At 58.6% G+C, this 21,831-nt stretch carries 22 protein-coding genes and 1 riboswitch; of the genes, 7 read left to right on the forward strand and 15 right to left on the reverse strand.

Annotation, left to right across the window (positions count from 1 at the left end; translation table 11 throughout):
• Nucleotides 1-66 precede the first annotated feature (66 nt).
• On the reverse strand, nt 67-1,023 hold the full coding sequence (locus ACQZ6D_RS17935) for a transketolase family protein (protein WP_448730352.1): 957 nt from the start codon (nt 1,021-1,023) through the stop codon (nt 67-69).
• Nucleotides 1,023-1,832: a transketolase gene (locus tag ACQZ6D_RS17940; RefSeq protein WP_065662773.1), complete on the reverse strand. Its 810-nt coding sequence runs from the start codon at nt 1,830-1,832 to the stop codon at nt 1,023-1,025. The genes ACQZ6D_RS17935 and ACQZ6D_RS17940 overlap by 1 nt, the downstream gene beginning before the upstream one ends.
• 437 nt (nt 1,833-2,269) lie before the next feature.
• Here ACQZ6D_RS17940 and ACQZ6D_RS17945 point away from each other — a divergent pair, with 437 nt between their 5' ends.
• From ACQZ6D_RS17945 to ACQZ6D_RS17960, 4 genes are all read left to right on the forward strand, one after another.
• On the forward strand, nt 2,270-3,250 hold the full coding sequence (locus tag ACQZ6D_RS17945) for an ABC transporter permease (RefSeq protein ID WP_111802428.1): 981 nt from the start codon (nt 2,270-2,272) through the stop codon (nt 3,248-3,250).
• A 132-nt stretch (nt 3,251-3,382) separates the two neighbouring features.
• Complete coding sequence (locus ACQZ6D_RS17950; RefSeq protein WP_003517083.1) at nt 3,383-4,312, forward strand: sugar ABC transporter substrate-binding protein; 930 nt, start codon at nt 3,383-3,385, stop codon at nt 4,310-4,312.
• Between the two features lie 120 nt (nt 4,313-4,432).
• Nucleotides 4,433-5,911, forward strand: coding sequence for a sugar ABC transporter ATP-binding protein (locus ACQZ6D_RS17955; protein ID WP_448730351.1), 1,479 nt, complete (start codon nt 4,433-4,435; stop codon nt 5,909-5,911).
• Between the two features lie 14 nt (nt 5,912-5,925).
• Nucleotides 5,926-6,714 carry an SDR family oxidoreductase gene (locus ACQZ6D_RS17960; RefSeq protein ID WP_003517081.1) on the forward strand — a complete coding sequence of 263 codons (789 nt, stop codon included), beginning with the start codon at nt 5,926-5,928 and terminating at the stop codon, nt 6,712-6,714.
• A gap of 121 nt (nt 6,715-6,835) precedes the next feature.
• Here ACQZ6D_RS17960 and ribB read toward each other — a convergent pair whose 3' ends face one another.
• The 5 genes from ribB to ACQZ6D_RS17985 all read right to left on the reverse strand — a co-directional run bounded on the left by ribB (nt 6,836) and on the right by ACQZ6D_RS17985 (nt 10,422).
• Entirely contained in the window at nt 6,836-7,477 is a 642-nt protein-coding gene (gene ribB, locus ACQZ6D_RS17965; protein ID WP_013637525.1) for a 3,4-dihydroxy-2-butanone-4-phosphate synthase, read from the reverse strand.
• Between the two features lie 119 nt (nt 7,478-7,596).
• A riboswitch (FMN riboswitch) is annotated at nt 7,597-7,746 on the reverse strand.
• A gap of 667 nt (nt 7,747-8,413) precedes the next feature.
• Nucleotides 8,414-8,740 (reverse strand): hypothetical protein, encoded by a 327-nt coding sequence (locus ACQZ6D_RS17970; protein WP_139104335.1) that lies wholly within the window; start codon nt 8,738-8,740, stop codon nt 8,414-8,416.
• 106 nt (nt 8,741-8,846) lie between these two features.
• Nucleotides 8,847-9,236, reverse strand: coding sequence for a DUF302 domain-containing protein (locus tag ACQZ6D_RS17975; protein ID WP_003517074.1), 390 nt, complete (start codon nt 9,234-9,236; stop codon nt 8,847-8,849).
• A gap of 89 nt (nt 9,237-9,325) precedes the next feature.
• The gene (locus ACQZ6D_RS17980; RefSeq protein WP_003517072.1) at nt 9,326-10,021 is read right to left on the reverse strand and encodes a VIT1/CCC1 transporter family protein; all 696 of its coding nucleotides are present in this window, start codon (nt 10,019-10,021) and stop codon (nt 9,326-9,328) included.
• Nucleotides 10,018-10,422, reverse strand: coding sequence for an OsmC family protein (locus ACQZ6D_RS17985; RefSeq protein WP_065687622.1), 405 nt, complete (start codon nt 10,420-10,422; stop codon nt 10,018-10,020). The genes ACQZ6D_RS17980 and ACQZ6D_RS17985 overlap by 4 nt, the downstream gene beginning before the upstream one ends.
• A 295-nt stretch (nt 10,423-10,717) precedes the next feature.
• Here ACQZ6D_RS17985 and ACQZ6D_RS17990 point away from each other — a divergent pair, with 295 nt between their 5' ends.
• A complete protein-coding gene (locus ACQZ6D_RS17990; protein ID WP_003517068.1) occupies nt 10,718-10,924 on the forward strand; it encodes a hypothetical protein in 207 nt (68 codons plus the stop codon).
• A gap of 41 nt (nt 10,925-10,965) precedes the next feature.
• Here ACQZ6D_RS17990 and ACQZ6D_RS17995 read toward each other — a convergent pair whose 3' ends face one another.
• The 4 genes from ACQZ6D_RS17995 to ACQZ6D_RS18010 form a co-directional block, all read right to left on the reverse strand.
• Entirely contained in the window at nt 10,966-11,802 is an 837-nt protein-coding gene (locus ACQZ6D_RS17995; RefSeq protein WP_448730350.1) for an oxidoreductase, read from the reverse strand.
• A 50-nt stretch (nt 11,803-11,852) separates the two neighbouring features.
• A complete protein-coding gene (locus ACQZ6D_RS18000) occupies nt 11,853-12,158 on the reverse strand; it encodes a putative quinol monooxygenase (protein ID WP_112496823.1) in 306 nt (101 codons plus the stop codon).
• Nucleotide 12,159: 1 nt separating this feature from the next.
• Nucleotides 12,160-12,825 carry an SDR family NAD(P)-dependent oxidoreductase gene (locus ACQZ6D_RS18005; RefSeq protein WP_080802267.1) on the reverse strand — a complete coding sequence of 222 codons (666 nt, stop codon included), beginning with the start codon at nt 12,823-12,825 and terminating at the stop codon, nt 12,160-12,162.
• Nucleotides 12,826-12,887: 62 nt separating this feature from the next.
• A complete protein-coding gene (locus ACQZ6D_RS18010; protein WP_013637024.1) occupies nt 12,888-13,349 on the reverse strand; it encodes a VOC family protein in 462 nt (153 codons plus the stop codon).
• A 117-nt stretch (nt 13,350-13,466) separates the two neighbouring features.
• Between ACQZ6D_RS18010 and ACQZ6D_RS18015 the strand changes: the two genes are divergently transcribed.
• Complete coding sequence (locus tag ACQZ6D_RS18015) at nt 13,467-14,351, forward strand: LysR family transcriptional regulator (RefSeq protein WP_003517057.1); 885 nt, start codon at nt 13,467-13,469, stop codon at nt 14,349-14,351.
• A 338-nt stretch (nt 14,352-14,689) separates the two neighbouring features.
• On the forward strand, nt 14,690-15,946 hold the full coding sequence (locus tag ACQZ6D_RS18020; protein ID WP_174038194.1) for an MgtC/SapB family protein: 1,257 nt from the start codon (nt 14,690-14,692) through the stop codon (nt 15,944-15,946).
• A gap of 333 nt (nt 15,947-16,279) precedes the next feature.
• Here ACQZ6D_RS18020 and ACQZ6D_RS18025 read toward each other — a convergent pair whose 3' ends face one another.
• From ACQZ6D_RS18025 to ACQZ6D_RS18040, 4 genes are all read right to left on the reverse strand, one after another.
• On the reverse strand, nt 16,280-18,415 hold the full coding sequence (locus ACQZ6D_RS18025) for an ATP-binding protein (RefSeq protein ID WP_448730349.1): 2,136 nt from the start codon (nt 18,413-18,415) through the stop codon (nt 16,280-16,282).
• Nucleotides 18,357-19,865 carry an ATPase domain-containing protein gene (locus ACQZ6D_RS18030; protein WP_111801289.1) on the reverse strand — a complete coding sequence of 503 codons (1,509 nt, stop codon included), beginning with the start codon at nt 19,863-19,865 and terminating at the stop codon, nt 18,357-18,359. Before ACQZ6D_RS18030 ends, ACQZ6D_RS18025 begins: the two co-directional genes overlap by 59 nt.
• A gap of 590 nt (nt 19,866-20,455) precedes the next feature.
• Nucleotides 20,456-21,187, reverse strand: a complete 732-nt coding sequence (locus ACQZ6D_RS18035; protein ID WP_448730348.1) for a pirin family protein — start codon at nt 21,185-21,187, stop codon at nt 20,456-20,458.
• Nucleotides 21,188-21,254: 67 nt separating this feature from the next.
• On the reverse strand, nt 21,255-21,830 hold the full coding sequence (locus tag ACQZ6D_RS18040; protein WP_003517050.1) for an isochorismatase family protein: 576 nt from the start codon (nt 21,828-21,830) through the stop codon (nt 21,255-21,257).
• Nucleotide 21,831: the final 1 nt, after the last annotated feature.

Genomic DNA, 21,831 nt, shown 5'->3' on the forward strand with positions numbered 1-21,831 from the left:
TAAACGACGATATTGCAAAGGGTGTCGCCGCGCATCCGAAGACACGCGACGACCCTGGGAGGAGACTTACTTTCTCTTGAGCAGCGCAGCTGCAGCCTCCGCGATGGCCGCGGGTGCCATGCCAAACTCATCGAGCAGCCATTCTGCCGAGCCGGTATGGGCAAAGACGCCCGGAACGCCGAGGCGCTTCATCGGCACGGGGGCATGATCGACAACAACTTCGGCGATGGCAGAGCCGAGACCGCCGAAGATCGAATGTTCTTCAGCCGTCAGGATTGCGCCGGTTTCCTTCGCTGCGGCAATGATGGCCGCCTCGTCGATCGGGCGCACGGTCGCCATGTTAAGCACACGCGCATTGATGCCACGGCCGGCCAGAATATCGGCGGCCTTGACGATGCGGTGTGTGAGCGTGCCATTGGCGATCAGCGTTATGTCGGAGCCTTCGCGCAGCAGGTTGGCGCGGCCGAGTTCAAAGACGTGGCCGTCAGGCAGAAGGTCGGGCACGCCGACGCGCGACAGGCGAAGGAAGCAGGGGCCGGCATAGTCCGCAGCCCATTTGACGGCGGCGGCCGTTTCGATGCGGTCGCACGGGGCAATCACCGGCAGGTTCGGCAGAACGCGGGTCCAGGCGAAATCCTCGATCGAGTGATGCGTCGGACCCAGTTCGCCATAGGCCATGCCCGAGGAGATGCCGATGAGCTTCACATTGGCGTTGGAATAGGCGAGGTCTGCCTTGATCTGTTCCAGCGCGCGACCGGTCAGAAAACAAGATGCGCCGCAGACGAAGGGAAGCTGGCCGCCATTGGCAAGGCCGGCGCCGACGCCCACCATGTTCTGTTCGGCAATGCCGACATTGACGAGGCGCTCGGGGAATTTCGACTTGAAGCCGCCGAGCTTCGAGGAGCCGACTGAATCGTTGCATACGGCCACGACCCTGTCGTTTGCAGCGGCCAGCGCTTCCAGCGTTTCGGCGAAGGCGTCGCGGCAATCATAGAGTTTGGCGGCGGTTACGGGCGCGTTCATTACAATGCCTCCGAAAGTTCTTTGACGGCAATTTCGTATTGTTCCTTGCTTGGAACCTTGTGGTGCCAGTCGACGCGGTCCTGCATGAATGAAATGCCGTGACCCTTATTGGTGTGCGCAACGATGCAATGCGGGCGCTTGCCGCGATGTTCGAGCGCCGGGACGATCTCTTCCATCGCGTTGCCGTTGATTTCGCTCACCTCCCAGCCGAATGCTTCAAGCTTCGGGCGAAGCGGCGCGACGTCGTTGGTTTCCGAGATCGCAGCACCCTGCTGGAAACGGTTATGGTCGATGATAAGCGTCAGATTGTTAAGCTCGAACTGCGCGGCGGACATGATGGCTTCCCAGTTGGAGCCCTCCTGCATCTCGCCATCACCGGTCATGACATAGGTATGGTAATCCGCTCCCGAAAGCTTGGCCGCCTTGGCCATTCCGACGGCAACTGGAAGCCCGTGGCCAAGCGGGCCGGTATTGGTCTCGACCCCCGGTACCTTGTTACAGTTGGGGTGGCCATTGAGGCGGGAATTGGGTTGCAGGAAGGTCGAGATTTCCTCTTCCGGGATAAAGCCACGTTTGGCGAGCGTCACATAAAGCGCGCAGGCGGTGTGGCCTTTCGACAGCACGAAACGGTCGCGGGCAGGGTTCTTCGGCTCGTCCGGCCAGATGCGCAATACGCGGAAATAAAGGGCGGTCATGATGTCGATCGCCGACATTTCTCCGCCGATATGGCCGGCACCCGCTTCGAAAACAGCCTGGACGTCGCGAAGGCGAATCTGGCGCGCAATGCGCTCTAGCTCTGTGGGCTGCATGGGATCCTCTTCAAAACATGCGTGTGAATATTTATACAGCTATTTATATAATTGCAGACGTGGCGTTTCTGTCAAGCCGGAATTGTGAATTGTCCTGTTTCAATCCGTGCCGATTATTTCTGCCGCTTCATTTTCACCAATGATGAAGCGCGCCTCCCCGCCTCATTCCTCGGTCCGTAAAAGGAACCTGCTCAGCCTAAGTCCTTTGGCTGAAAGGGCTCTCCTTGCCACGTAGGCGCGCTTGCGCTGGATTCCCGCGATGCGCACCGGAACGGGATGAGAGGCGCAGGTATGAAGCCATCCCATCACCCGCAAGGCCCGTCCCGCCCTCCAAGCCTATTGACAAGTTTCTCTCAACTGGCTTATGCATGTTTCACCGAGTATGAATAATTATTCTAATCGGTTTAAAAAATGCAAGATAGCCACTTGGAGGAGCCATGTCCGTGCTTGAACGCAATGAGGGGGTTACGCACAACAGAAGCCCGCTTGCCTGGCTAAGCGGTGCGACCGGACCTCTTTTGGGCCTGCTGCTGCTGTGTGTCTTCCTGACCTTCACCAGCGAAAATTTTCTGTCGCTTCGAAACGGTCTCAACATCCTCGACCAGATCACCGTGCTCGGCATCATGGCCGTTGGCATGACCTTCGTCATTCTGCTCGGCGGCATCGATCTGTCCGTCGGTTCGGTGCTGGCGCTGTCTATGATGATCATGGGCTGGACAGCCAATGTCGCGGGCATGCCCATGGGCATGGCCATCATGCTGGCGCTCATCGCATCCGCAGCCTGCGGCCTTGTCGTCGGCGTTCTCGTCACCGCCTTCCGGGTTCCGGCCTTCATCGCGACGCTTGCAATGATGTCGGTGGCGCGCGGCCTTGCCAATATGATCACGGACGGTCAGCAGATCGTCGGTTTTCCTGACTGGTTCATGATGCTGGCCATCGACCGCCATTTCGGCGTGCTGACGGCGACCGTGCTGCTGATGCTGGTCGTTGTTCTGGTATCGTTTCTTTTCCTGCGCTTCCGCTCCGAAGGCCGCACCGTCTATGCGGTTGGCGGCAACCCGGAAGTGGCGCGACTTGCCGGCATCAACGTCGCCCTGGTGACGATCTGCGTCTATGTTGCCTGTGCGGTTCTTGCCGGTCTTGCGGGTATCGTTCTTGCAGCCCGTCTCGACTCGGTGCAGCCCTCCAGCGGTTTTGGCTACGAGCTGGATACGATTGCGGCTGTCGTCATCGGCGGGACCTCGCTTTCGGGCGGTGCCGGCGGCATCGGCGGAACGCTGATCGGCGTGCTCATCATCGGTGTGCTGCGCAACGGCCTCAACCTGCTCAATGTTTCTCCCTTTCTGCAACAGGTCATCATCGGTGTGGTTATCGTGCTGGCCGTGGGCGCTGAAACATTGCGCCGGCGCAGAAGCTGAATTTGCCTGCGGAGGGCGATGAGCCGTCCGCGCAATAGACGACCCTCCCGGTATGGGAGGCGTGAAAAGCGGCCGAAGGGGAGGAGGTTTGATCTGCCCGAAGGTCAAAAATCAACAAATGGAGGAATAATCATGAAATTTTCACGCATTCTGCTGACATCCGCCGCCCTTCTCGCCCTGTCGCTCGGTTCGGCCAACGCCGCCGAAGTCAAGAAGATCGGCCTTGCCGTTGCCAATCTTCAGGCGAACTTCTTCAACCAGATCAAGCAGGCCGTCGAAGCCGAAGCCAAGACGCGCGGCATCACCGTTGTCACCGTCGATGCCAAGGGCGACGGTCCGACGCAGGTCAACCAGATCCAGGATCTCCTGACGCAGAACATCGACGCGCTGATCTATATTCCGGCTGGTGCCGCTGCGGCGACTGTTCCGGTCAAGCTTGCCAAGGCGGCCGGTGTGCCCGTCATCAACATCGACCGCAATGCCGACGGCGCACCGGGCGATACCTTCCTCGCCACCGATTCCGTCGCTTCCGCCAAGTCGGTCTGCGACTACATCATCAAGCAGGCAGGCGGCTCGGGCAAGATGGTCATCATTCATGGCCAGAAGGGCACGACACCGGAAGTCGACCGCACCAAGGGCTGCATGGAATCGGTCAAGGCCAATTCCGGCGTGAAGATCGTGGCCGAACAGTGGTCCAACATGTGGAGCCAGGATGAAGGCTTCCAGATCATGCAGAACATGCTGCAGGCCAATCCGGACGTTTCCATCGTCTTTGCCCAGGCAGACGGTCTGGCGCTCGGCGCGGCACAGGCGATCAAGGTCGCCAATCCCTCGCAGAAGATCGTCGTTGGCGGCTTCGATGGCGACACGGCAGCGCTTGAGGCGCTGAAGAACGGCGTCTTTGACGTGACAGCGACGCAGCAGACCCAGAAGATGGGCCGCACGGCTGTGGAGATGGCCGTCAAGATCGTCGGCGGCGAGAAGGTTCCGGCCGTGCAACTCTCTGAGGCGACGCTGACGACGAAGGAAAACGTCGACGGCTTCATTGCCAACCACCCCTGATGCATCCGCCCCCGCGCACTCCAGCCGGATGCGCGGGGGCGTCATCTGTTCGTTTTCAGGCAATTCGGACGCTAAGCCGTGGCGCATCGCTGCCACGCGTGTTTCCCAGGAGGTCCCGTCATGCGCGAGCCGGTTCTTTCGCTCCGTGGCATCAGCAAACGTTACGGCCCGCTCGAGGTTCTGAAAAGCGTCGATCTCGACGTCTATCCGGGTGAAGTCGTGGCGTTGCTGGGTGAAAACGGGGCGGGCAAGTCCACCCTGTCAGGCATCATCGCCGGTTCCCGCGAGCCGTCAGAAGGAAAGATGACCTGGCTTGGCCAGCCCTATACGCCCGCTTCGCCGCGTGAGGCGATAGACAAGGGCATTGTACTCATCCATCAGGAGCTGAAGCTTCTGCCGGAGCTTTCCATCGCCGAAAACGTCTTTATCGGCCGCTGGCCGATGAAGAACGGCATCGTCGACCGCGCCGAAATGGTGCGAAGGGCGCAGCAGCAGCTGGCGCGTCTCAATCTACATATTCCCGCAACCCGCAAGGTGGCGGGCCTTTCGACCGCGAACCAGCAGCTGATCGAAATCGCCAAGGCGCTGGCGCTCGATGCCAAGCTCCTGATCCTCGACGAGCCGACGGCGGCCCTTGGCGGTGCGGAAACCCAGGCCCTGTTCGAGCAGGTTCGCAAGCTGCGCGCAGAGGGCGTGGGCATCATCTATATTTCCCACCGCATGGAAGAGATCAGGCAGATCACCGACCGCATCGTCGTGCTGCGCGACGGTGAGCGGGTGCATGAATTTGAAGACAGCGCGACACCTGTGCGCACCATCGTCGAAAGCATGGTCGGCCGGTCGCTGGAACGCCTGTTCCCGGCGCTGCCCGAACCGCAGGAAAAAACGGTGCTGGAGGTCAAGGGGCTGACTGGCACGGGCAATTCTTTCCGCGACATCAGTTTCGGCGTCCGTGCAGGCGAAATTCTTGGAATTGCCGGGCTGATCGGCGCGGGGCGCACCGAACTGGTGCGTGCCATTTCCGGTGCCGATCCGACCAGTGCGGGCGAGGTTTTGCTCGATGGACAGGTGCTGACGCTGAAAAGCCCGGCGGATGCGATTGCGAAGGGCATCGTCATGGTGCCGGAAGACCGCAAGCTTCAGGGGCTGGTTGTCGGGCATGAGATCGGTGAGAACCTGATCTACGCCAATCTCGACCGTGTCGGCACCGGCTGGATAACGCCTAGCATCAAGCGTGCTTTTACGAAGGAGGCAATTGCCAAATTCGGCGTGAAGGGCCGCAGCGAACAGCCTGCCTCGGATCTCTCCGGCGGCAACCAGCAGAAGGTCGTCATCGCCAAATGGCTTGCACGTAACCCGCGCGTGGTTGTGCTGGACGAGCCGACGCGCGGCATCGATGTCGGCGCGCGGGCTGGCATTTACGATATTATCGTCGGTCTGGCCAAAAGCGGCGTTGCCGTCATCGTCGTCAGTTCCGATCTCGAAGAGGTGCTGGGCGTTTCAAACCGTATCCTCGTTCTTGCACAGGGAAAACAGGCCGGAATCCTCAATCGCGACGAGGCCAACGACGTCTCGGTCATGGAACTGGCAACCATCTGAAGAAGGAAATAGAGATGTCCACCATCACGCTCAACGCGCCGAAACTTTTCGATCTTTCCGGCCAGGTGGCGTTCGTCACCGGTGCCGGTTCCGGCATCGGCCAGCGGATCGCCATGGGGCTTGCCCAGTCCGGTGCCGATGTCGCGCTGCTTGACCGCCGCACCGATGACGGCCTGGCGCAGACGGCCGATTTCATTGCCAGGGCTGGTCGCAAGTCGATCCAAATCGCCGCCGATGTTACCAGCAAGCAGGCGCTGAGCGAAGCGGTAGCACGCACGCAGGCCGAACTCGGTGCTCTCTCGCTTGCCGTTAATGCCGCCGGCATCGCCAACGCCAATCCTGCCGAGGAAATGGAGGAAAGCCAGTTCCAGACGATGATGGACATCAACCTGAAGGGTGTGTTTCTCTCCTGCCAGGCGCAAGCCAATGCCATGCTGAAGAACGGTCGCGGCGCAATCGTCAACATTGCCTCCATGTCCGGCGTCATCGTCAATCGCGGCCTGATGCAGTGCCACTACAATGCATCGAAGGCTGGCGTCATCCACATGTCCAAATCCATGGCGATGGAATGGGTGGGGCGCGGCATCCGCGTCAACACCATCTCGCCGGGTTACACCGCGACGCCGATGAACACGCGGCCGGAAATGGTGCACCAGACGAAACTGTTCGAAGAGCAGACCCCGATGCAGCGCATGGCGGGCGTCGATGAAATGGTCGGCCCGGCGATCTTCCTGCTGTCAGATGCGGCGAGCTTCGTGACGGGCGTGGACCTTTTGGTAGATGGCGGGTTCTGCTGCTGGTAGGGTTTGCGCGGCAGCGCCGCCCGAATTGATGACCACGTGCAAGAGGTAAGGTGGTCTGTCTTTTGATTTTACGCCCGGCTTTCGCCGGGCGTTTTTTATTCACCGCACAGGCGCGTGAAGACTAGGCAACCTGCTTCTGCGCCACTTCCTCGACAACCTCGCCCTTCAGATAGGCAACGAGGTCCTTGATCGTCACGACGAGCAGACCGTGGCGTTCGGCGAAGATTTCGAGCTGGGGCAGGCGGGCCATGGTGCCGTCGTCATTGGCGACTTCGCAGATGGTGCCGCAGGGGTACTTGCCTGCCAGGCGGCACAGATCGACGGCGGCTTCCGTGTGGCCGGTGCGGCCGAGCACGCCTGCAGGGTTGGCGCGTAGCGGGAAGATATGGCCGGGGCGGGCGAAGTCTTCGGGACGCGAGCCTTCCGATACCAGCGCACGCACGGTCTTTGCCCGGTCGGCAGCGGAAATGCCTGTCGTGGTGCCGGGAATATAGTCCACGGAGACGGTGAAGGCTGTCTTGAGGGATTCGGTATTGCGCGACACCATCAGCGGAATGTCGAGCGCGTCGAGGCGCTCTCCCGGCATGGCGACGCAGATCAGCCCGCGCGCATGGTTCATCATGAATGCGATCTGCTGCGGGGTTATGCTGTCGGACGCGGCGATGATATCGCCTTCGTTTTCGCGGTCTTCGTCGTCAACGACAATTACCATCTCGCCACGGGATATGGCTTCGATTGCGTCTTCAATTTTAGCAATGGTCATTTTCTTTCAAGCCTTTCAAGGGTTATGCCGTTTTGCGGCATTTTCGCGCTTCAAGAAGCGCCAAATATCCCTTGGGCGAACAATGCAATGCGAAGCCCGCTGCATGCGGGCGTCTTTTGCCTTGTCCTCTTCCATCCGGACTATACCGTCGGCTCCGGCCTCTCACCGGATCTGCTGACCTTCCGGCTTTGGAGACCGGAAGCGCTCGCGGGCTCCGGGAATATCCCGATACCGCCGGTGGGGAATTACACCCCGCCCTGAGAACATTGCCAACATAAGTTATCAAATGGGGAGGAAGCAAGCGGCAATATTTTGCCAGGCTCCGCGCGCGCGAAACGGATATCCCGATTATATTCGAGACCGGGTATTTCATTTCGGAATAAGAATTGTCTGGGGTAAGAGACCGGACGGTGGCGGTTATGGGTAGCGCAATTGCAAGTTCGGCGACGAGAAGCATTTGGTAGGCTGCGTCGCGGTCGATCCAAAAGGAAGGCTGTTCAATGAGTTGAGCTGTTCTGAGGAAGCGAACTCGAGGCACTAGATCTCCCAAGTCTTTCAGCGTGCCTTTCCTCGACGAGGATTGATGATTTCGATCATGTAAAAATCTCGCTCATTATTGGTGAACAAGCAGCTATTGGATTGAGCAATGGCAGCCACGATTGTGTCCAACCCGCTTCGCGGGCTGCCCACTGCCTTTCCTTGCGCCATTAGCTTTTCCCAAATGAGCGCAGCGTCCTTATCAAGTGCAATGTCAAGGCATGATGCCTTATTAGGAAGTTGCGGCCGCTGCAGTTGCGGTTCGTGGATAGGTTACGAGACCCTGTTTTATGCTGGTCGTTACGCCAATCGTTTCCATTCGGGAACCGAGCAATGCATGCGCCTCACGCCGAGCAAGTGAAGGCACTTTTGGTCGCTCACCCTGACGCTCTCATCTTTTCATTCCGTTTCATATTCGGCTTTCGGATGGTAAGTGCTGTCATCACCCGTCTTTCCGGTGTGTCCCCCTTTGGTTTTTTCACTATCAATCTGGTCAGTGCTTTGGTCTGGGGGATAGTCGTGACGACCGCCGGCCATTTTTTTGCAAACGCGATCGAAACAGCTTTTGGCCATTTGGGATTCTACCCTGACCTCGTTGTTGCGCTGGTGATCGTTCGGATCGTTTGGGGACTGGTCATTTGTCTCACACAAAACGAGCCAGGACCTCCAGGCCGAGCTGCGTTTGGCGGCAGAAGACAAGCCACGCTGTGCAATCATCCGCAACATCTGGCGTGCCCTGGAGACCTGAGCGCGAAATCGGAGACACCGCCACAAGCCGGGCGCAATCAAGACCCGCTCAGGCAGCCTGCGACAGTGCAGGGGAACCAATGCCTCAGATCGCGGCGACGGCGTCTTGCAGCAGACACCTCACCTGGCCAGCGACCGTCTTGAGGTGGGGATTGTCGATCGCTTGCATCGAGGCGACGGGATCGATGGCGCTGACCATGATGGTCCCTTCCTCCAGCGATCGCACGATCACATTGCAGGGCAGCATGTCGCCGACCCTGGGCTCCATCTTCATCGCCTCAAGCGCCATCATCGGATTGCAGGCGCCGAGAATGAGATAGTCAGCTACATCGACGTCGAGCTTCTTCTTCATTGTCGCTCGCACATCGATTTCGGTTAGCACACCGAATCCTTTGGTCGACAGGGCCTCCCTCGTGGCTGCGACCACAGCGTCAAATGGCATGCCTTTGATTGTCTTATCGAGTGTATAGGCCATGATCTCACTCCCTGGCGACCGGCGCATGCCGATCTTGTTGCCGGTGTTGGACCCACACCGGAGTATATCCTCTGAGGGTCGCGCACCTCCTAGACGGCGGTGCCCACCAGCGCGCCAATGCCTGCCGTCAGCGCCATGGCAAAGGCACCCCAGAAGGTGACCCGGATTGTGGCTTTCATCACGTCTGCCCCGCCAGCCATGGCGCCGATGGCTCCAAGCAGCGCGAGAAACAACAGCGAAGCAGCCGAGACGAGCCAGACAAGTTGGTCTGCCGGCGCCAGCCACACCATTGCGAGCGGCATCGTGGCACCGACAGCAAAGGTCAGCGCCGATGTCAGGGCAGCCACGATCGGTCTCGCAGTGGTGATCTCGGAGATGCCGAGTTCTTCGCGGGCATGCGCCTCAAGCGCATCCTTCTGCATCAACTGCTCGGCCACCCTTCTGGCCAGATCGATATCGACACCGCGTCTGGCATAAAGTTGCGCCAATTCTTCTCGCTCCAGATTGGGTTGGCTCTCAAGCTCCAGTCGTTCGCGGTTGAGATCGGCCTGCTCGGTGTCCGCCTGGGAGCTTACCGAGACATATTCGCCCGCCGCCATCGACATGGCTCCTGCCACAAGTCCTGCGATGCCGGCGATCAGAATCTCGGAACTCCCCGCCGCAGAGGCTGCCACCCCGACGATCAGGCTTGCGGTCGACACGATGCCGTCATTGGCGCCGAGAACGGCCGCTCGCAGCCATCCTATCCGGGAAACGAGATGCGTTTCGCTGTGAAGGCTCCTCATAAGGCCCTCCGGATGACGCCATCAAGGCGAGCTGCGAGAGCGATGGTGTTGGAGATCGTACCGTATTTGCGGACGTTCTTGTGCAGGAGTTCGAGCCGCTGTTCGCTCTCCTCGGTATCGACCAAGAGTTCGTAGTCGATGGAGACGATACGCGGCAGATCATCCTGCCGGACGGCATGAAGCATCACTTCGACACCATCGAGAGAGAAATCGAGGAGGGGCAGGACGCGCTCGATCCCCTTGATCATGCAGGCTGCAATCGACGCCAGCAACAGTTCGGCCGGATTGAAGGCGTCGACCGGGCCGGTCAGTCCGGTTGCAAGCCTGATATCTGCATTCTCTGTGCGCGCCACGCTCTCGCTGGGATCAATCCGCCGTGCCAAGATTCTGTATTCAAGCATCGCAAGTCCTCCCTCATGTGACCCTCTTGAAGGAACACGAGAGACACCGTATCATCTGACCTCATGCGGGACTTGATCGACGTCAAGACAAGGAAAGACCGTCCACCACCAAGATCATGAGGCTCGCTGCAAGGACAGCATAGGATATGCAGTTGGGGCAGACTAAGACCTCGGCAGGCGAGACAAGCTCTAGCCACTTGATGCAGATCAGCACCAAATTTACAGTTGCAAACGGAGCCAGTGTGTCTCACGAGGTCAGTTCGCCGGCCCCTACGGCGGTATGGCGGTTGAGAAGATGAGGATCAGCATCATGCCGATCCCGGTGGCGACAATCGGCGTGCCCGTCCACCTGCTGACCCGACCCAACACCGGCTGGAGGTTTGCATGTTGCGCCAGGCCTACCCGTGTGATCATTATTATCGTACGCGCGATGATGCTGTTCAGCGTCGCGACGACGGCGCTCGCGCTCAGACGGTTCGTATCCTTTCAATGGGAGGCCTGAAAGCGACCTCCCATCGGATGAAATTAATCAGACCCACGTCGTTATGAGTCAACGGGGAAGTCGGTCGAGACCGAGACGGTGCGCCATTCGGAGAGAATGGCGTTGTCCTGTGCATGCTTCTTTTCGATCGCTGCGACGGTATCACTACCGAGCGGGAGGCGGACCGGCGGATTGGGGGCGTCAGCGAAGGCGATCAGGACCTCTGCCAGTTTTTGAGGGTTGCCCGGCTGGTTGTGGCTGAGTCCGGCCGCAATCGTGCGGACCTTGCCAGCGGTCGCTTCGTAGTCGCCAATGATATTGCCGCTCACCGACAAGGACGAACTGTCGAGGAAATCCGTGCGGAAATAACCCGGCTCGATGATGGTGACATGGATGCCAAGCGGCGCCAGTTCGTCATGCAGGGCTTCGCTCAGCCCCTCGACGGCGAATTTGGTCGAGGAGTAAACCCCGAAACCTGCTGCGCCGCGATAGCCGCCGATCGACGAGATATTCAGGATGCGGCCGGAACGGGCCCGGCGCATAAAGGGCAGGACGGCGCGGGTCACGTTGAGGAGACCAAAGACGTTGGTGCGGTATACAGCCTCGACCTCAGCCACGGTTGCTTCTTCGACGGCACCCATCAATCCGAACCCAGCATTGTTGAGCAGGATATCGATGCGGCCGAAGTGCTCGATCGCTGCCTTCACGGCTGCGCTCGCCTGTTTGTCGTCGGTCACGTCGAGGGCCACCGGAAGCAGGTTGGGGTGTTCGCCGAACCGCTCTGTGATCGCCTTCGGATTACGGGCGGTGGCGACGACGGCGTCTCCCTGGGCAAGAGCGCGTGTGGTCACGAGGGCTCCGAAGCCGCGCGAGGCGCCTGTGATGAACCAGATTTTCATGAGGGTGTTCCTTGATGCTGGATTGATGGGGAAAGCGTTGGGCCGGGGGCTCAAGGGCGCGGCGATGTCATGGTGCAGAATGTCAATTCCATGTCGCGGGCCAGCAGCTCCGGAAAGCGCGCCATGACGGCTTTGGTGTAGGGCTGCTCAAAATGCGCATCGAGATCAGCGCGCGATCGCCAGTTCTCATAGAGAATCCAGACGCTGGGATCATGGTTGTCGCGGTGCAGGTGATAGTCGATCGATCCCCCCTCGGCGCGGGTCGGTGAGACCAGAGCCTGCAACGCTTCGCCAAGCGTCGCGGCACAGTCCGGCTTGGCCGTCAGCCTGGCAATCAAAGTCAGTGTTTCGGTCATGTCAGTCTCCCTTGAAGGCGTCTGCGGGGTAAACGGCTTCCCACCCTGCGGTCGGGTCCGTTGCCAGCGTCCAGATTATGTCGGCTGCCTCTCTCGCCTCTGTCGATCCGGGGCCGACGAGTGTGGCGATTGTCGCCACCGCGATGCGGATGCCGCGTTCGGCGAGAGGGCCGGCCAGACCTTCGACGACATTTCTAAGGGCCGCCTTGCCAAGGCCGAGACTGGCATAGCCGGCATGGGGTGAGACGGCGAGGCCGCCACCTGTGACCAGGATCGTACCGCCGCGGGCACCGAACAACTCAACGGATGCCCGGATCGTGTGAAGGCCGGCAGCGACATTGGTGGCGAGGTCGTCCGTGACCTCATCGTCGCGCATGCTGAACAGATCCTGTTCACGCACGAACGCGGCATTGAAAAGGACCGCCGTCAGCCCGCCGGACAGGCGGTCGCCCTCGGCGACCGCCTTGCGCAGTGCGACCGGGTCGGTCGCATCAGCTTGCAAAGTCGAGACGTGGAGACCTTGCCCGGAAAGGGTTCTGGACAGACCGGTGAGACGATCGGCATTGCGAGCGGTGAGCACGACATGCCAGCCTTCCCGCCCGAATTTCTCCGCAACGGCCTGCCCGATGCCGGGGCCGGCGCCGATAATCATGATGGAGTTCGTCATGGGATATTCTCCTGATGTGCTGGCCATCGCGATGCCGTGACGGCCAGCCGGGTGAGAAAGGGTCACGGCAGGACTTCCGCCAGCTCGATCAGATTTCCGAAGGGATCGCAGAAGAAGGCGAGGCGGCGGCTGATTGCCAAAAGCTCGAACGGCTCGGTCACGATGGTGACGCCGCGCGCCCGCAATTCCTCGACAGTGGCGTCGACGCTTGCGACATTCAGGCAGAAATGGTGGTAGCCGGCATATTTGAGGCTATCGCCGAGATCGGTATAAGGGCGGACCTCCGCCGGCGCCGGATCGCCGCCACCCAGGATTTCCACATAGAAATGGTCGTCAGTCGCGGGTGCGAGATAGGCCAATTGTTCGTCGGCGTAGTCCCATTCGGCAACGACACGGAAGTCGAGTTTCTCGACATACCAGCGCTTTGCGGTTTCGAGGTCCGGCGTGCGGACGGCAACGTGATGACCGCGCATGTCGGCAAAGGGTGATGCAGTGTTGTGGGCGGGAGGAATGAAGTCGGCCATTGTCCTATCTCCTGTGTGGTCCGGCACAAGCGCCGGTTTGCGAGGAGAAATCTGGACCTTTTCAACGATCAGGATTAGAGAGATAATCTTCCTCTCAATGATGAGTGAGATTTGACAATGCGCAGTACGGATCTCTCTGAACTCGCGGCCTTCGATGCGGTCGCCCGTCACCGCAACTTTCGCCGTGCCGGTGAAGAGCGCGGGGTGACGGCCTCGGCGATCAGCCATGCGGTGGGTAATCTCGAGGCACGCGTCGGCATTCGTCTGCTCAATCGAACGACCCGCAGCGTGTCGCTGACTGATGCCGGGGCAATGTTGCTTGCGCAACTGTCGCCCGCCTTCGGCGAGATCGGCTCGGCGCTCGATGCCCTCAACCAGTTTCGCGATACGCCTTTTGGCAAGGTTCGCATCAATGCGCCCAATTCGGTCGCACCGTTCGTATTCCGGTCAGTCATCGGTCCTCTGATTGCAGAAAATCCCGGGCTTCAGCTGGAAATCGTCGCTACCGACCGGCTTGTCGACATTGTGGAGGAGGGGTTCGATGCCGGCATCCGTCTTGGAGAAAGTCTGCGCGATGGCATGACTGCTGTGAAGATCAAACCGCGGCTTCGGTTTGCCGTCGTGGGCTCAACAAGCTATTTCGAACGTTATCCGCTTCCTAAAACCCCGGATGATCTGCGTGGCCATGTCTGCATCCGCAATATTTATCCAAGCGGCAAACCCTACCCTTGGGAGTTCAGCCGCGCTGGCAAGATCATCGAATTCGAGCCGACCGGATCTCTGTCGCTCGATGACCATGAACTGATGGTCGAGGCGGCACTTTCGGGCGTGGGGCTGGCTTACGTCTGGGAAGAGCGCGCGCGTTCCTATGTCCAGAGCGGCAGCCTGGTCGAATGCCTGGCATCCTGGAGTGCGCCCGAGGACTGGCTCTATCTCTACTACCCGACGCGGAAATACCTGTCGGCCGGCCTGCGCGCCGTCATCGATGCGCTGCGTGTGTGAAAGGACAGCCGCCCGACGGTTCGATTTCTATGAAGGCGCTAAACCTCGTCGAGCGAACTAAGGCGAGATTGCTGGCCACTCGTGAAGTGGGGAATGTTAATTCGGCAATTCTGAGGAAGCTTCGCTCGACATTGACAGGTTTTTCGCTGATGGCACGCTTGCGATCAAGACGGGTACCAGCGTTCATGAGGGACAAGGTTTCTTGGGTGCCCAATGGCTTTACGTGATGCAAGAGCAACGCGAGAAAGTCATGCAGGAAACTGGCATCTGTGTTTAAGGTTGGGGTAGCTGCGAGGCTTTCAGTTGGCTGCCACACAGATGACCGGACAGGTGATGACATGACAGAGCTGATGCTTAGGTTTGGCGTCGCTATCGCCATAGGGCTGCTGGTCGGGTTGGAACGGGGCTGGCGTGAACGCGACGAACTGGAAGGCAAGCGTGTTGCCGGCATAAGAACGTTCTCAATCACGGGACTGCTCGGCGCTGTGATCGCAGCTCTCTCCCAACTGTCTGGGGCTCCCTGGATGCTTGTTATTGGATTTTCAGTGTTGGGTGCATTAGTCGGCTGGTTCCAGTTTTGGAAGGCGAGTCAGGACGAAGATTTCAGCGTCACGGTCGTAATTGCGGCGCTGTGTGTCTTCGCATTGGGTGCACTCGCTGTTGTCGGTGATTACAAAGTGGCCGCCGCTGGTGGAGCAGCTTTGGCAGGGCTTCTGGCCAGCAGGGAAATCCTCCATTCTCTGCTGAAGCGGTTGACATGGCCTGAAGTCAGGTCGGCGGTCCTCCTGGCTGGGATGACCACAATCGTACTGCCGCTGCTGCCGAACCGGACCATTGATCCGTGGGGTGGATTAAATCCTCACGAGGTTTGGCTGTTCACCGTCCTGACGGCCGCACTGTCCTATCTCGGCTACATTGCTGTCCGCATGCTTGGACCGACGAAGGGTACCCTTATCACTGGACTGTCGGGCGGCATTATCTCATCGACATCGGTCACCGTCGCCTTGGCGAAAAGCGCACATGGTGTAATGAATGCCTTTCCACTGGCGGGCGGGGCTTCGCTTGCAGCAATGGTCTCGATTATCCGTGTCTGCATCGTAGTCGCTCTGCTGAAACCTGATTTGCTAAAGATAATTGCGCCATCGGCGATTGCTGCAGCGTTGGCATTTGGCCTGTGCGGTTTGCTATTGCTTTCGTTCGGGCACGCGCAGAAGGCCGACGAGAGCTCGCTCCCCCGCAATCCTTTTGACCTTATGCAGTTGCTGATATTTGCTGCAGGTTTCGCGGTTGTTTCAACGCTCAGCGCGGCCTTGGTCGAGCGATTTGGGTCAGTCAGTGTTCTTGCGAGTTCTGCTCTGTCTGGCGTGTTCGATGTCGATGTTGCCGTGCTGAGTGCAATTCGCCTCGATGGTGCTATCATTTCGACAGGTCAGGTAGGAGAGGCTATCCTCATGGCAATAGTCGCAAACGGGGCTGGACGCCTTTCACTGGCAATGGTCGCCGGACCCAGTCGATTTTGGCTTCCCCTTTCCGGAGCGACGTTGCTTGCAGCGGGAATTGGCGCGGCCGTCTTCTTTGCCACCGATTTCTCGTGATCCTGCAAACTAGGGATGTTGAGTCAGTCATAGGAAGGGACACTGATTCATTGCCGGGTGTTAGAAAGATGACTGGTCCTGGATAGTCCAAGCCTGTGCTTGAGGAGATTTGTGGAAGCCTCCGGGTGCACAAGAGAATTCTTCTGATATGACTTCTGAGTTTGGTGCGGACATGTGTTCCGCTTCTTTCGCGGCAGAACATAACCGCCAGCCAGTATGGAATACGTAGGCTCGGTCTACTTCACGCTTGTGTGCTCATGACCGAAGCCCGTTAAACGCATTCTCACCGATATTTGGTCGGTAAGTTAAACCGCTTGCGCCACCATCCTCATATTACTGTCCATTCCTGACAACGTGGCCTGTCAGGATTGGATCGTTGAACAGCTTATGAAGCTCCCGCTCAAGCTGATCCTGCGTATAAGGCTTGCCGAGCCGGGAAACGTCAAGATCAACTCCAGGCGGCAGTTCTGCATAGCCCGAGGCGATGAGTATCGGAAGCTTTGGGACAATATGGCGCACTGCAATTGCCAGATCTCCGCCGGTCATACCAGGCATTGAATAGTCGGTGATCAGGAGGTCAAAGCCGGTTCCGTCTCCCAGCTGTTCCAGTGCCTCTTTCCCCGAATGCGCTTCAACGACATCGTGACCGAGGTCCATCAGCATATCGGCTGAGCTCATCGCTATGAGAGGGTCGTCATCCACCAGCAGTATTCGTTTCGGTCCTGATGCGCTCGCGGTCGGGCCAGCCGAGACCTCAATCGCTGCGGAGTCATTTGTGATTTCGGATGTCGAGATTGGGATCCACAGTTCCGCCCTTGTGCCCTTACCCAGTTCGCTTGTCAGCTTGAGGTCGCCTTTCAACTGGGACGCCAGGCCATGGATCATGGAAAGACCAAGTCCGGTGCCTTTTCCAAGTTCCTTGGTCGAAAAAAACGGCTCGATAGCCTTTTGCAGTGTGTCACGATCCATTCCGTGGCCCTGGTCGACGACCGAGAGGGCGACGTAATTGCCTGCCGCAAGCTCACCGGCCTGGACGTTCTGATGGACATGGTCCAGCCCGATAACGATCTCGCCTCCGTCAGGCATGGCATCACGGGCATTGACAACGAGATTGAGGAGCGCGAGCTCGACCTGGTTGGCGTCGGCCGAGACCAGAGGAAGGTGATCTGGCACGTCAGTTTTGATCACCACGGTCGAGCCGACGGACCTTTTCAGAAGGTCTTCCATTCCGGTAACCAGCGCTCGCATATCGACCGGGTCAATGCGTAGGTCCTGCCTGCGCGAGAAAGCGAGAAGCCGTTGGGTGAGGGAAGCGCCACGTTTTGCGCCCTGTTGGGCACCCTCGATGAGGCGGATTGCCCTTGCGTCATTGCCAACGCACTTTCGCAGCAACTCAAGATTACCGAGGACGGCCATCAGGAGGTTGTTGAAATCGTGCGCCACGCCGCCGGTGAGTTGGCCGATCGCTTCCATCTTCTGGGACTGGCGCAAGTGTTGCTCAGCTCGTTCTCGTTGGCTTACCTCTTCCATGACAGTAGCATATGCTTCTTCCAGTTCACGCGTTCGCTCCGCGACGCGCTCTTCCAGAACCTCATTCAACTGCCGTTGATGCTCTTCCGCTTTCAGACGTGAGGTTATGTCGGCCGATACGCCAACAAGCTTGATGGCCTTGCCAGTGCGGTCCCTGTAGAGCTGGGCACGGATCTCCACCCAGTGGGTAGACCCGTCATTCCAGACCGTTCGGTATTCTATCGCGTAGTCGGCGCCCGTTTCGATCGTTGCTCGAACAGCCAACTGCATGCGCTCGAAGTCATCAGGATGGACCGATGCTAAGAGGTCCGCATAGGAAAACTCTTCGTCGGGACCGCGGCCAAAAATTAATCGACATGTTGCCGAAGTGGTCAGTTCATTGGTTGCAAGATCGAGCTCCCACGCGCCAAGCCGGCCGGCGGCAAGGGCCGTCTGGAGGCGACGCTCGCCTTCATCGAGTGCTTCCATTCGGGCCCGGGCATCGAACTGCCGCCGGCGACCGCGCATGGCCGACCGGGCAACACTTATGAAAGTCGTCGCATGAAAAGGTCGCTCGACAAAGCTCACATTTCCCAGAACCTCAGAGAGCCTCGCCGCAGTCGGGTTGCGTTCAGGTCCTCCGCCGCGGTTTGTCAGGATCATGAATGGCAAATCAGACCAACTGGGCTGCGCTGCGATCCAAGCAAAAATCCCTTTCAGGTCCGCTGAACGAAATGCCTCCTCGGTCACCACAGCGAAGGCGATGTTGTCCCCCAGACCTGCGACAAACGACGCAATGTCAGCCACGGTGGTGGAAGATACACCAGCTTCCTTCAGGAGTGACGCTGCAATTTGCGCATCGCGGCCGATCGGAGCATAGACAAGTGCGCGTGTGTCGCCGTTAGGAATTCTTGCTACCCTCCCCGTTGAGAGGAAGAAGCGGGTGTTGATCGCCGACAAAGTTTGGAACGCCGCGAAGGATGCCCTGGAAGTCGGAAAGTGGTTCTCCGAGGGTCAGTCCGTTGCCGGATATTCTGAACTCACGGATCGTGTCTTCGTGAGGGCCTGTGCGCTTCTTGATCACTGATACGGCGCGACGCACTTTTCCGAGCGCCTCGAAATATCTCAGAAGGATGACGCTATCTGCCAGATAAGTGACATCGACGGGCGATTTCATGTCCCCGACGAGGCCATGCTGGGCGACCGTCAGGAATGTATTGGCTCCCTGCCTGTTGAGGTACTGTAGCAGTTCGTGCATGTGCAAGATGAGAGCATTCTCTTCCGGCATAGAAGCTTGGTAGCCATTGATGCTGTCGATCACCACTGTCTTGGCATCGAAAGTTGATACCCGGTCGCGCACACGCTGTGCAAATTCCCCCGGTGATAGTTCGGCGGCATCGAGTTGCTCGATGTGGATGTGCCCATCTGCCTGCAGCTTCTCCAAGTCGATACCCATTGATCTGGTGCGTGCGTAAAGGAGACCAAGTTCCTCATCGAAAATGAAGACCGCAGCCTTTTCCCCACGCTCGACTGCGGCGTTGACGAACTGCAGAGCAAACAAGCTCTTTCCGGTTCCAGCAGGGCCGATGAGGAGAGTGCTTGATCCACGCTCCACGCCCCCACCGAGAAGGCCGTCGAATTCGGAAAGACCGCTCGAGAGGGTCGTTCGTTCGAATTCGGTTCTGTGCTCAATCGCGCGCAGGCGCGGAAAAACCGCAACGCCGCCAGTCTTGATAGTGAAATCATGATAGCCGCCGCGAAACGACTGACCGCGATACTTGATCACTCTCAACCGACGCCGCTCGGAGCCGTAATCGGGAGCAAGCTGTTCGAGATGAATGACACCGTGGACCACGCTATGGACCGTCTTGTCAAAATTTTCCGACGTCATGTCATCAAGCAGCAGCACCGTTGCATCGGAGCGAGCGAAGAAGTGTTTCAATGCGAGGATTTGTCTGCGGTATCGCAACGAACTCTGCGCTAGAAGGCGAATTTCAGAGAGGCTATCAATTACGACGCGCTGGGGTTTGATCCGCTCAAAGGCTTGGAAAATCAGTTTTGTCGTTTCACCCAACTCGAGATCTGAGGAGTAGAGCAGGCTTTGCTGTTGCTCGGCGTCGAGAAGGCTTTCCGGGGGGACGAGTTCAAATATCTCGATCCCGCTACCAATCTCCATGCCATGCGATCTGGCGCAATCGCGCAATTCTTCGTCCGTTTCCGACAGGCTGATGTAAAGGCAGCGCTCGCCGCGTATTTCTCCTTCAATAAGGAACTGCAAAGCAATCGTTGTTTTGCCCGTCCCTGGAGAGCCCTCAAGTAAAAAGACATGCCTGCGCGTAAAGCCACCGGAAAGAACATCATCCAGTCCCTTGACGCCAGTTTCTGCTTTTTGACTTAAAACCTGATGCATGTTTCCTCCGGACTTTCTAAAACATCTAGGGCGCGACCTCAGGAGAATCAAGGGCGTAGCGGCGGGAGTGTCTGAGCCCGGACTGCCAATGGCGCCCGCCTCAGCGCCGCAGCGCGCAGCGTTTGGCGACGGTTGGCACCGTAATTTGCACAGGCCGGAAGCTGACTTCGCCGGGTACGCGTGGCTCTTTCGGGAGTAATCTGCGGAGGTCAGGTCACAAACAGCATGATCTCGATTGCGTCCCCGGGGGAAGAAGGTTCTTCTTCCGAAGACTGGATCAACCTTAAGCACTGAAGCAAACCCTCCTCAGTTGCGTGTTTTCAATGGCACGCGCTTTGTGTCCACTCGGACGCCACGGTCTTCGTGATCCGCACCAGCGATCGCTATGAAGATTGGGATGGTAGCGACGATTAGCCAGAACTGCTCTTCCGTTCATCGAGGGTGGCCACGGAAGGCGCTGGCGATGGTGCCGACCTAGTGGTGCCCTTTGCTATGCATAAAAACACCATCGGTGGGTGACACCGAAACGTTGGAAGAGACTTGGCGCGAGAAAGCCCCTGGTTCACGTTTGCGCCGCTCGAAGAACGACTTCAGCGGCCCCGTTTCTGGTTGCCGCTGAACATGCCGCCACGATATACCTGGACGTCAGTATCGAACGAGAACAAGACGATATCGGTCTCGGTCAATGCCGTTGGATGTTGTTCGAACGAGGTCACGAACACGCTCTCTCCGTCGGAGACCGTCTCGTTTCCAAATCGAATTTTCCCCTTGAAGACAAAGAGCAGGCAAGCCAACCCGGAGTTATCAGGGGTTGGCAATCTCAGCGTCGTGCCTGCGCTGAGGCGCACGTCAAAGACCCAGACATCGGATCTTACCGTCAATGGCGCTTTTCGTGGCCCTGCAATCAGTCTCCAGCTATCGTCACTGAATTCATCGACGAAATCATGAAACTGCACCATTGGCTCAAGATTTTGAGCGTTAGGACGCAGGAAAATCTGTAGGGCCCGGACGGGTGTTTCCCCAAGCATAAGCTCTTCATGCTGGAAGTGATGGCCGGCGTTCATCATCATGAAACGTGTCTTGTCGAGCTTTTTCTCGTTTCCGACGGTGTCTCGGTGCAGCATCTCGCCGCCGCGCATGTAGGTCAGTATTTCGTCGTCCTTGTGCGGATGCATGCCTATGAGATGACCCGGCTGAACCTGGGCGCGGTCAATCCTGCCGATGGGACCGATCCCGCTGTCGTCGGTTGTCAGTGACAGCCCGCCGAAGCCCTGGCCTATATTGCCGTGCATACGTCCTGCAGGGATTTTGGTGATGGTCATTGGACTGTTTCCTTCGATCTCGGGCGCGGGCGACAATCGCCCGCGCCGAACGCAGCGACTTGCGCTGTCAGTGGTAGTTCAGGATACCGACGAGCTTCTGGCCGAGCGGGCTCGTCCAGTCGACGGCGAGTTCCGAGATGATCTGGTCGACAGTGGTGATAATTGCGCCTGCCTTTTCCATGCGCCTCAGGGCGATATCGTCGCCGTATTTGGTGTAAGAGGCGGATGCGTCCGCCGAGACCTGCACCTCGTAACCTTCGTCAAGCATCTGGAGGACCGGAAAGGTGACGCAGATTTCCGTGGTCACGCCTGCGACGAACAGCTTGTTGCGGCCGATCGCCTTGACGGCCTGGTTGAAGCCGTCGTGGTGCATGGCGTTGACGATACCCGGGCGCTTGATGCGGGCTTCGAACGCCTCGGGCAGGATTTCCTTGAGTTCCGGAATCAGCGGCCCCTGGATTTGTTCTTCCATGCTGGACGTCAGGATGGTCGGGATGTTGGCGGCTTTGGCGATCCGGGCGAGCTTGAGTGCGTTCTGCTTGACTAGGTTGATGTCGTGGGAGTGGGTCCAGGCCATCGTGCCGATCTGATGGTCGATCAGCAGCATGGCGGAATTCTCGGGAGTAAAGACGTCCTTATGCATT

This window comes from Agrobacterium sp. 22-3639C2 (assembly GCF_053522105.1).

Bases quoted from the DNA above. Each gene is read 5' to 3' on its own strand.
- ACQZ6D_RS17940 (WP_065662773.1), bottom strand. From the start codon at position 1,832: ATGCAGCCCACAGAGCTAGAGCGCATTGCGCGCCAGATTCGCCTTCGC.
- ACQZ6D_RS17935 (WP_448730352.1), bottom strand. From the start codon at position 1,023: ATGAACGCGCCCGTAACCGCCGCCAAACTCTATGATTGCCGCGACGCC.
- ACQZ6D_RS17975 (WP_003517074.1), bottom strand. From the start codon at position 9,236: ATGGCCTATACACTCGATAAGACAATCAAAGGCATGCCATTTGACGCT.
- ACQZ6D_RS18015 (WP_003517057.1), top strand. From the start codon at position 13,467: ATGCGCAGTACGGATCTCTCTGAACTCGCGGCCTTCGATGCGGTCGCC.
- ACQZ6D_RS17950 (WP_003517083.1), top strand. From the start codon at position 3,383: ATGAAATTTTCACGCATTCTGCTGACATCCGCCGCCCTTCTCGCCCTG.
- ACQZ6D_RS18040 (WP_003517050.1), bottom strand. From the start codon at position 21,830: ATGCATAAGGACGTCTTTACTCCCGAGAATTCCGCCATGCTGCTGATC.
- ACQZ6D_RS18030 (WP_111801289.1), bottom strand. From the start codon at position 19,865: ATGCATCAGGTTTTAAGTCAAAAAGCAGAAACTGGCGTCAAGGGACTG.
- ACQZ6D_RS18005 (WP_080802267.1), bottom strand. From the start codon at position 12,825: ATGACGAACTCCATCATGATTATCGGCGCCGGCCCCGGCATCGGGCAG.
- ribB (WP_013637525.1), bottom strand. From the start codon at position 7,477: ATGACCATTGCTAAAATTGAAGACGCAATCGAAGCCATATCCCGTGGC.
- ACQZ6D_RS17980 (WP_003517072.1), bottom strand. From the start codon at position 10,021: ATGAGGAGCCTTCACAGCGAAACGCATCTCGTTTCCCGGATAGGATGG.
- ACQZ6D_RS17995 (WP_448730350.1), bottom strand. From the start codon at position 11,802: ATGAAAATCTGGTTCATCACAGGCGCCTCGCGCGGCTTCGGAGCCCTC.
- ACQZ6D_RS18020 (WP_174038194.1), top strand. From the start codon at position 14,690: ATGACAGAGCTGATGCTTAGGTTTGGCGTCGCTATCGCCATAGGGCTG.
- ACQZ6D_RS17960 (WP_003517081.1), top strand. From the start codon at position 5,926: ATGTCCACCATCACGCTCAACGCGCCGAAACTTTTCGATCTTTCCGGC.
- ACQZ6D_RS17990 (WP_003517068.1), top strand. From the start codon at position 10,718: ATGAGGATCAGCATCATGCCGATCCCGGTGGCGACAATCGGCGTGCCC.
- ACQZ6D_RS17955 (WP_448730351.1), top strand. From the start codon at position 4,433: ATGCGCGAGCCGGTTCTTTCGCTCCGTGGCATCAGCAAACGTTACGGC.
- ACQZ6D_RS18035 (WP_448730348.1), bottom strand. From the start codon at position 21,187: ATGACCATCACCAAAATCCCTGCAGGACGTATGCACGGCAATATAGGC.
- ACQZ6D_RS17945 (WP_111802428.1), top strand. From the start codon at position 2,270: ATGTCCGTGCTTGAACGCAATGAGGGGGTTACGCACAACAGAAGCCCG.
- ACQZ6D_RS17970 (WP_139104335.1), bottom strand. From the start codon at position 8,740: ATGTTGCGGATGATTGCACAGCGTGGCTTGTCTTCTGCCGCCAAACGC.
- ACQZ6D_RS18000 (WP_112496823.1), bottom strand. From the start codon at position 12,158: ATGACCGAAACACTGACTTTGATTGCCAGGCTGACGGCCAAGCCGGAC.
- ACQZ6D_RS17985 (WP_065687622.1), bottom strand. From the start codon at position 10,422: ATGCTTGAATACAGAATCTTGGCACGGCGGATTGATCCCAGCGAGAGC.
- ACQZ6D_RS18010 (WP_013637024.1), bottom strand. From the start codon at position 13,349: ATGGCCGACTTCATTCCTCCCGCCCACAACACTGCATCACCCTTTGCC.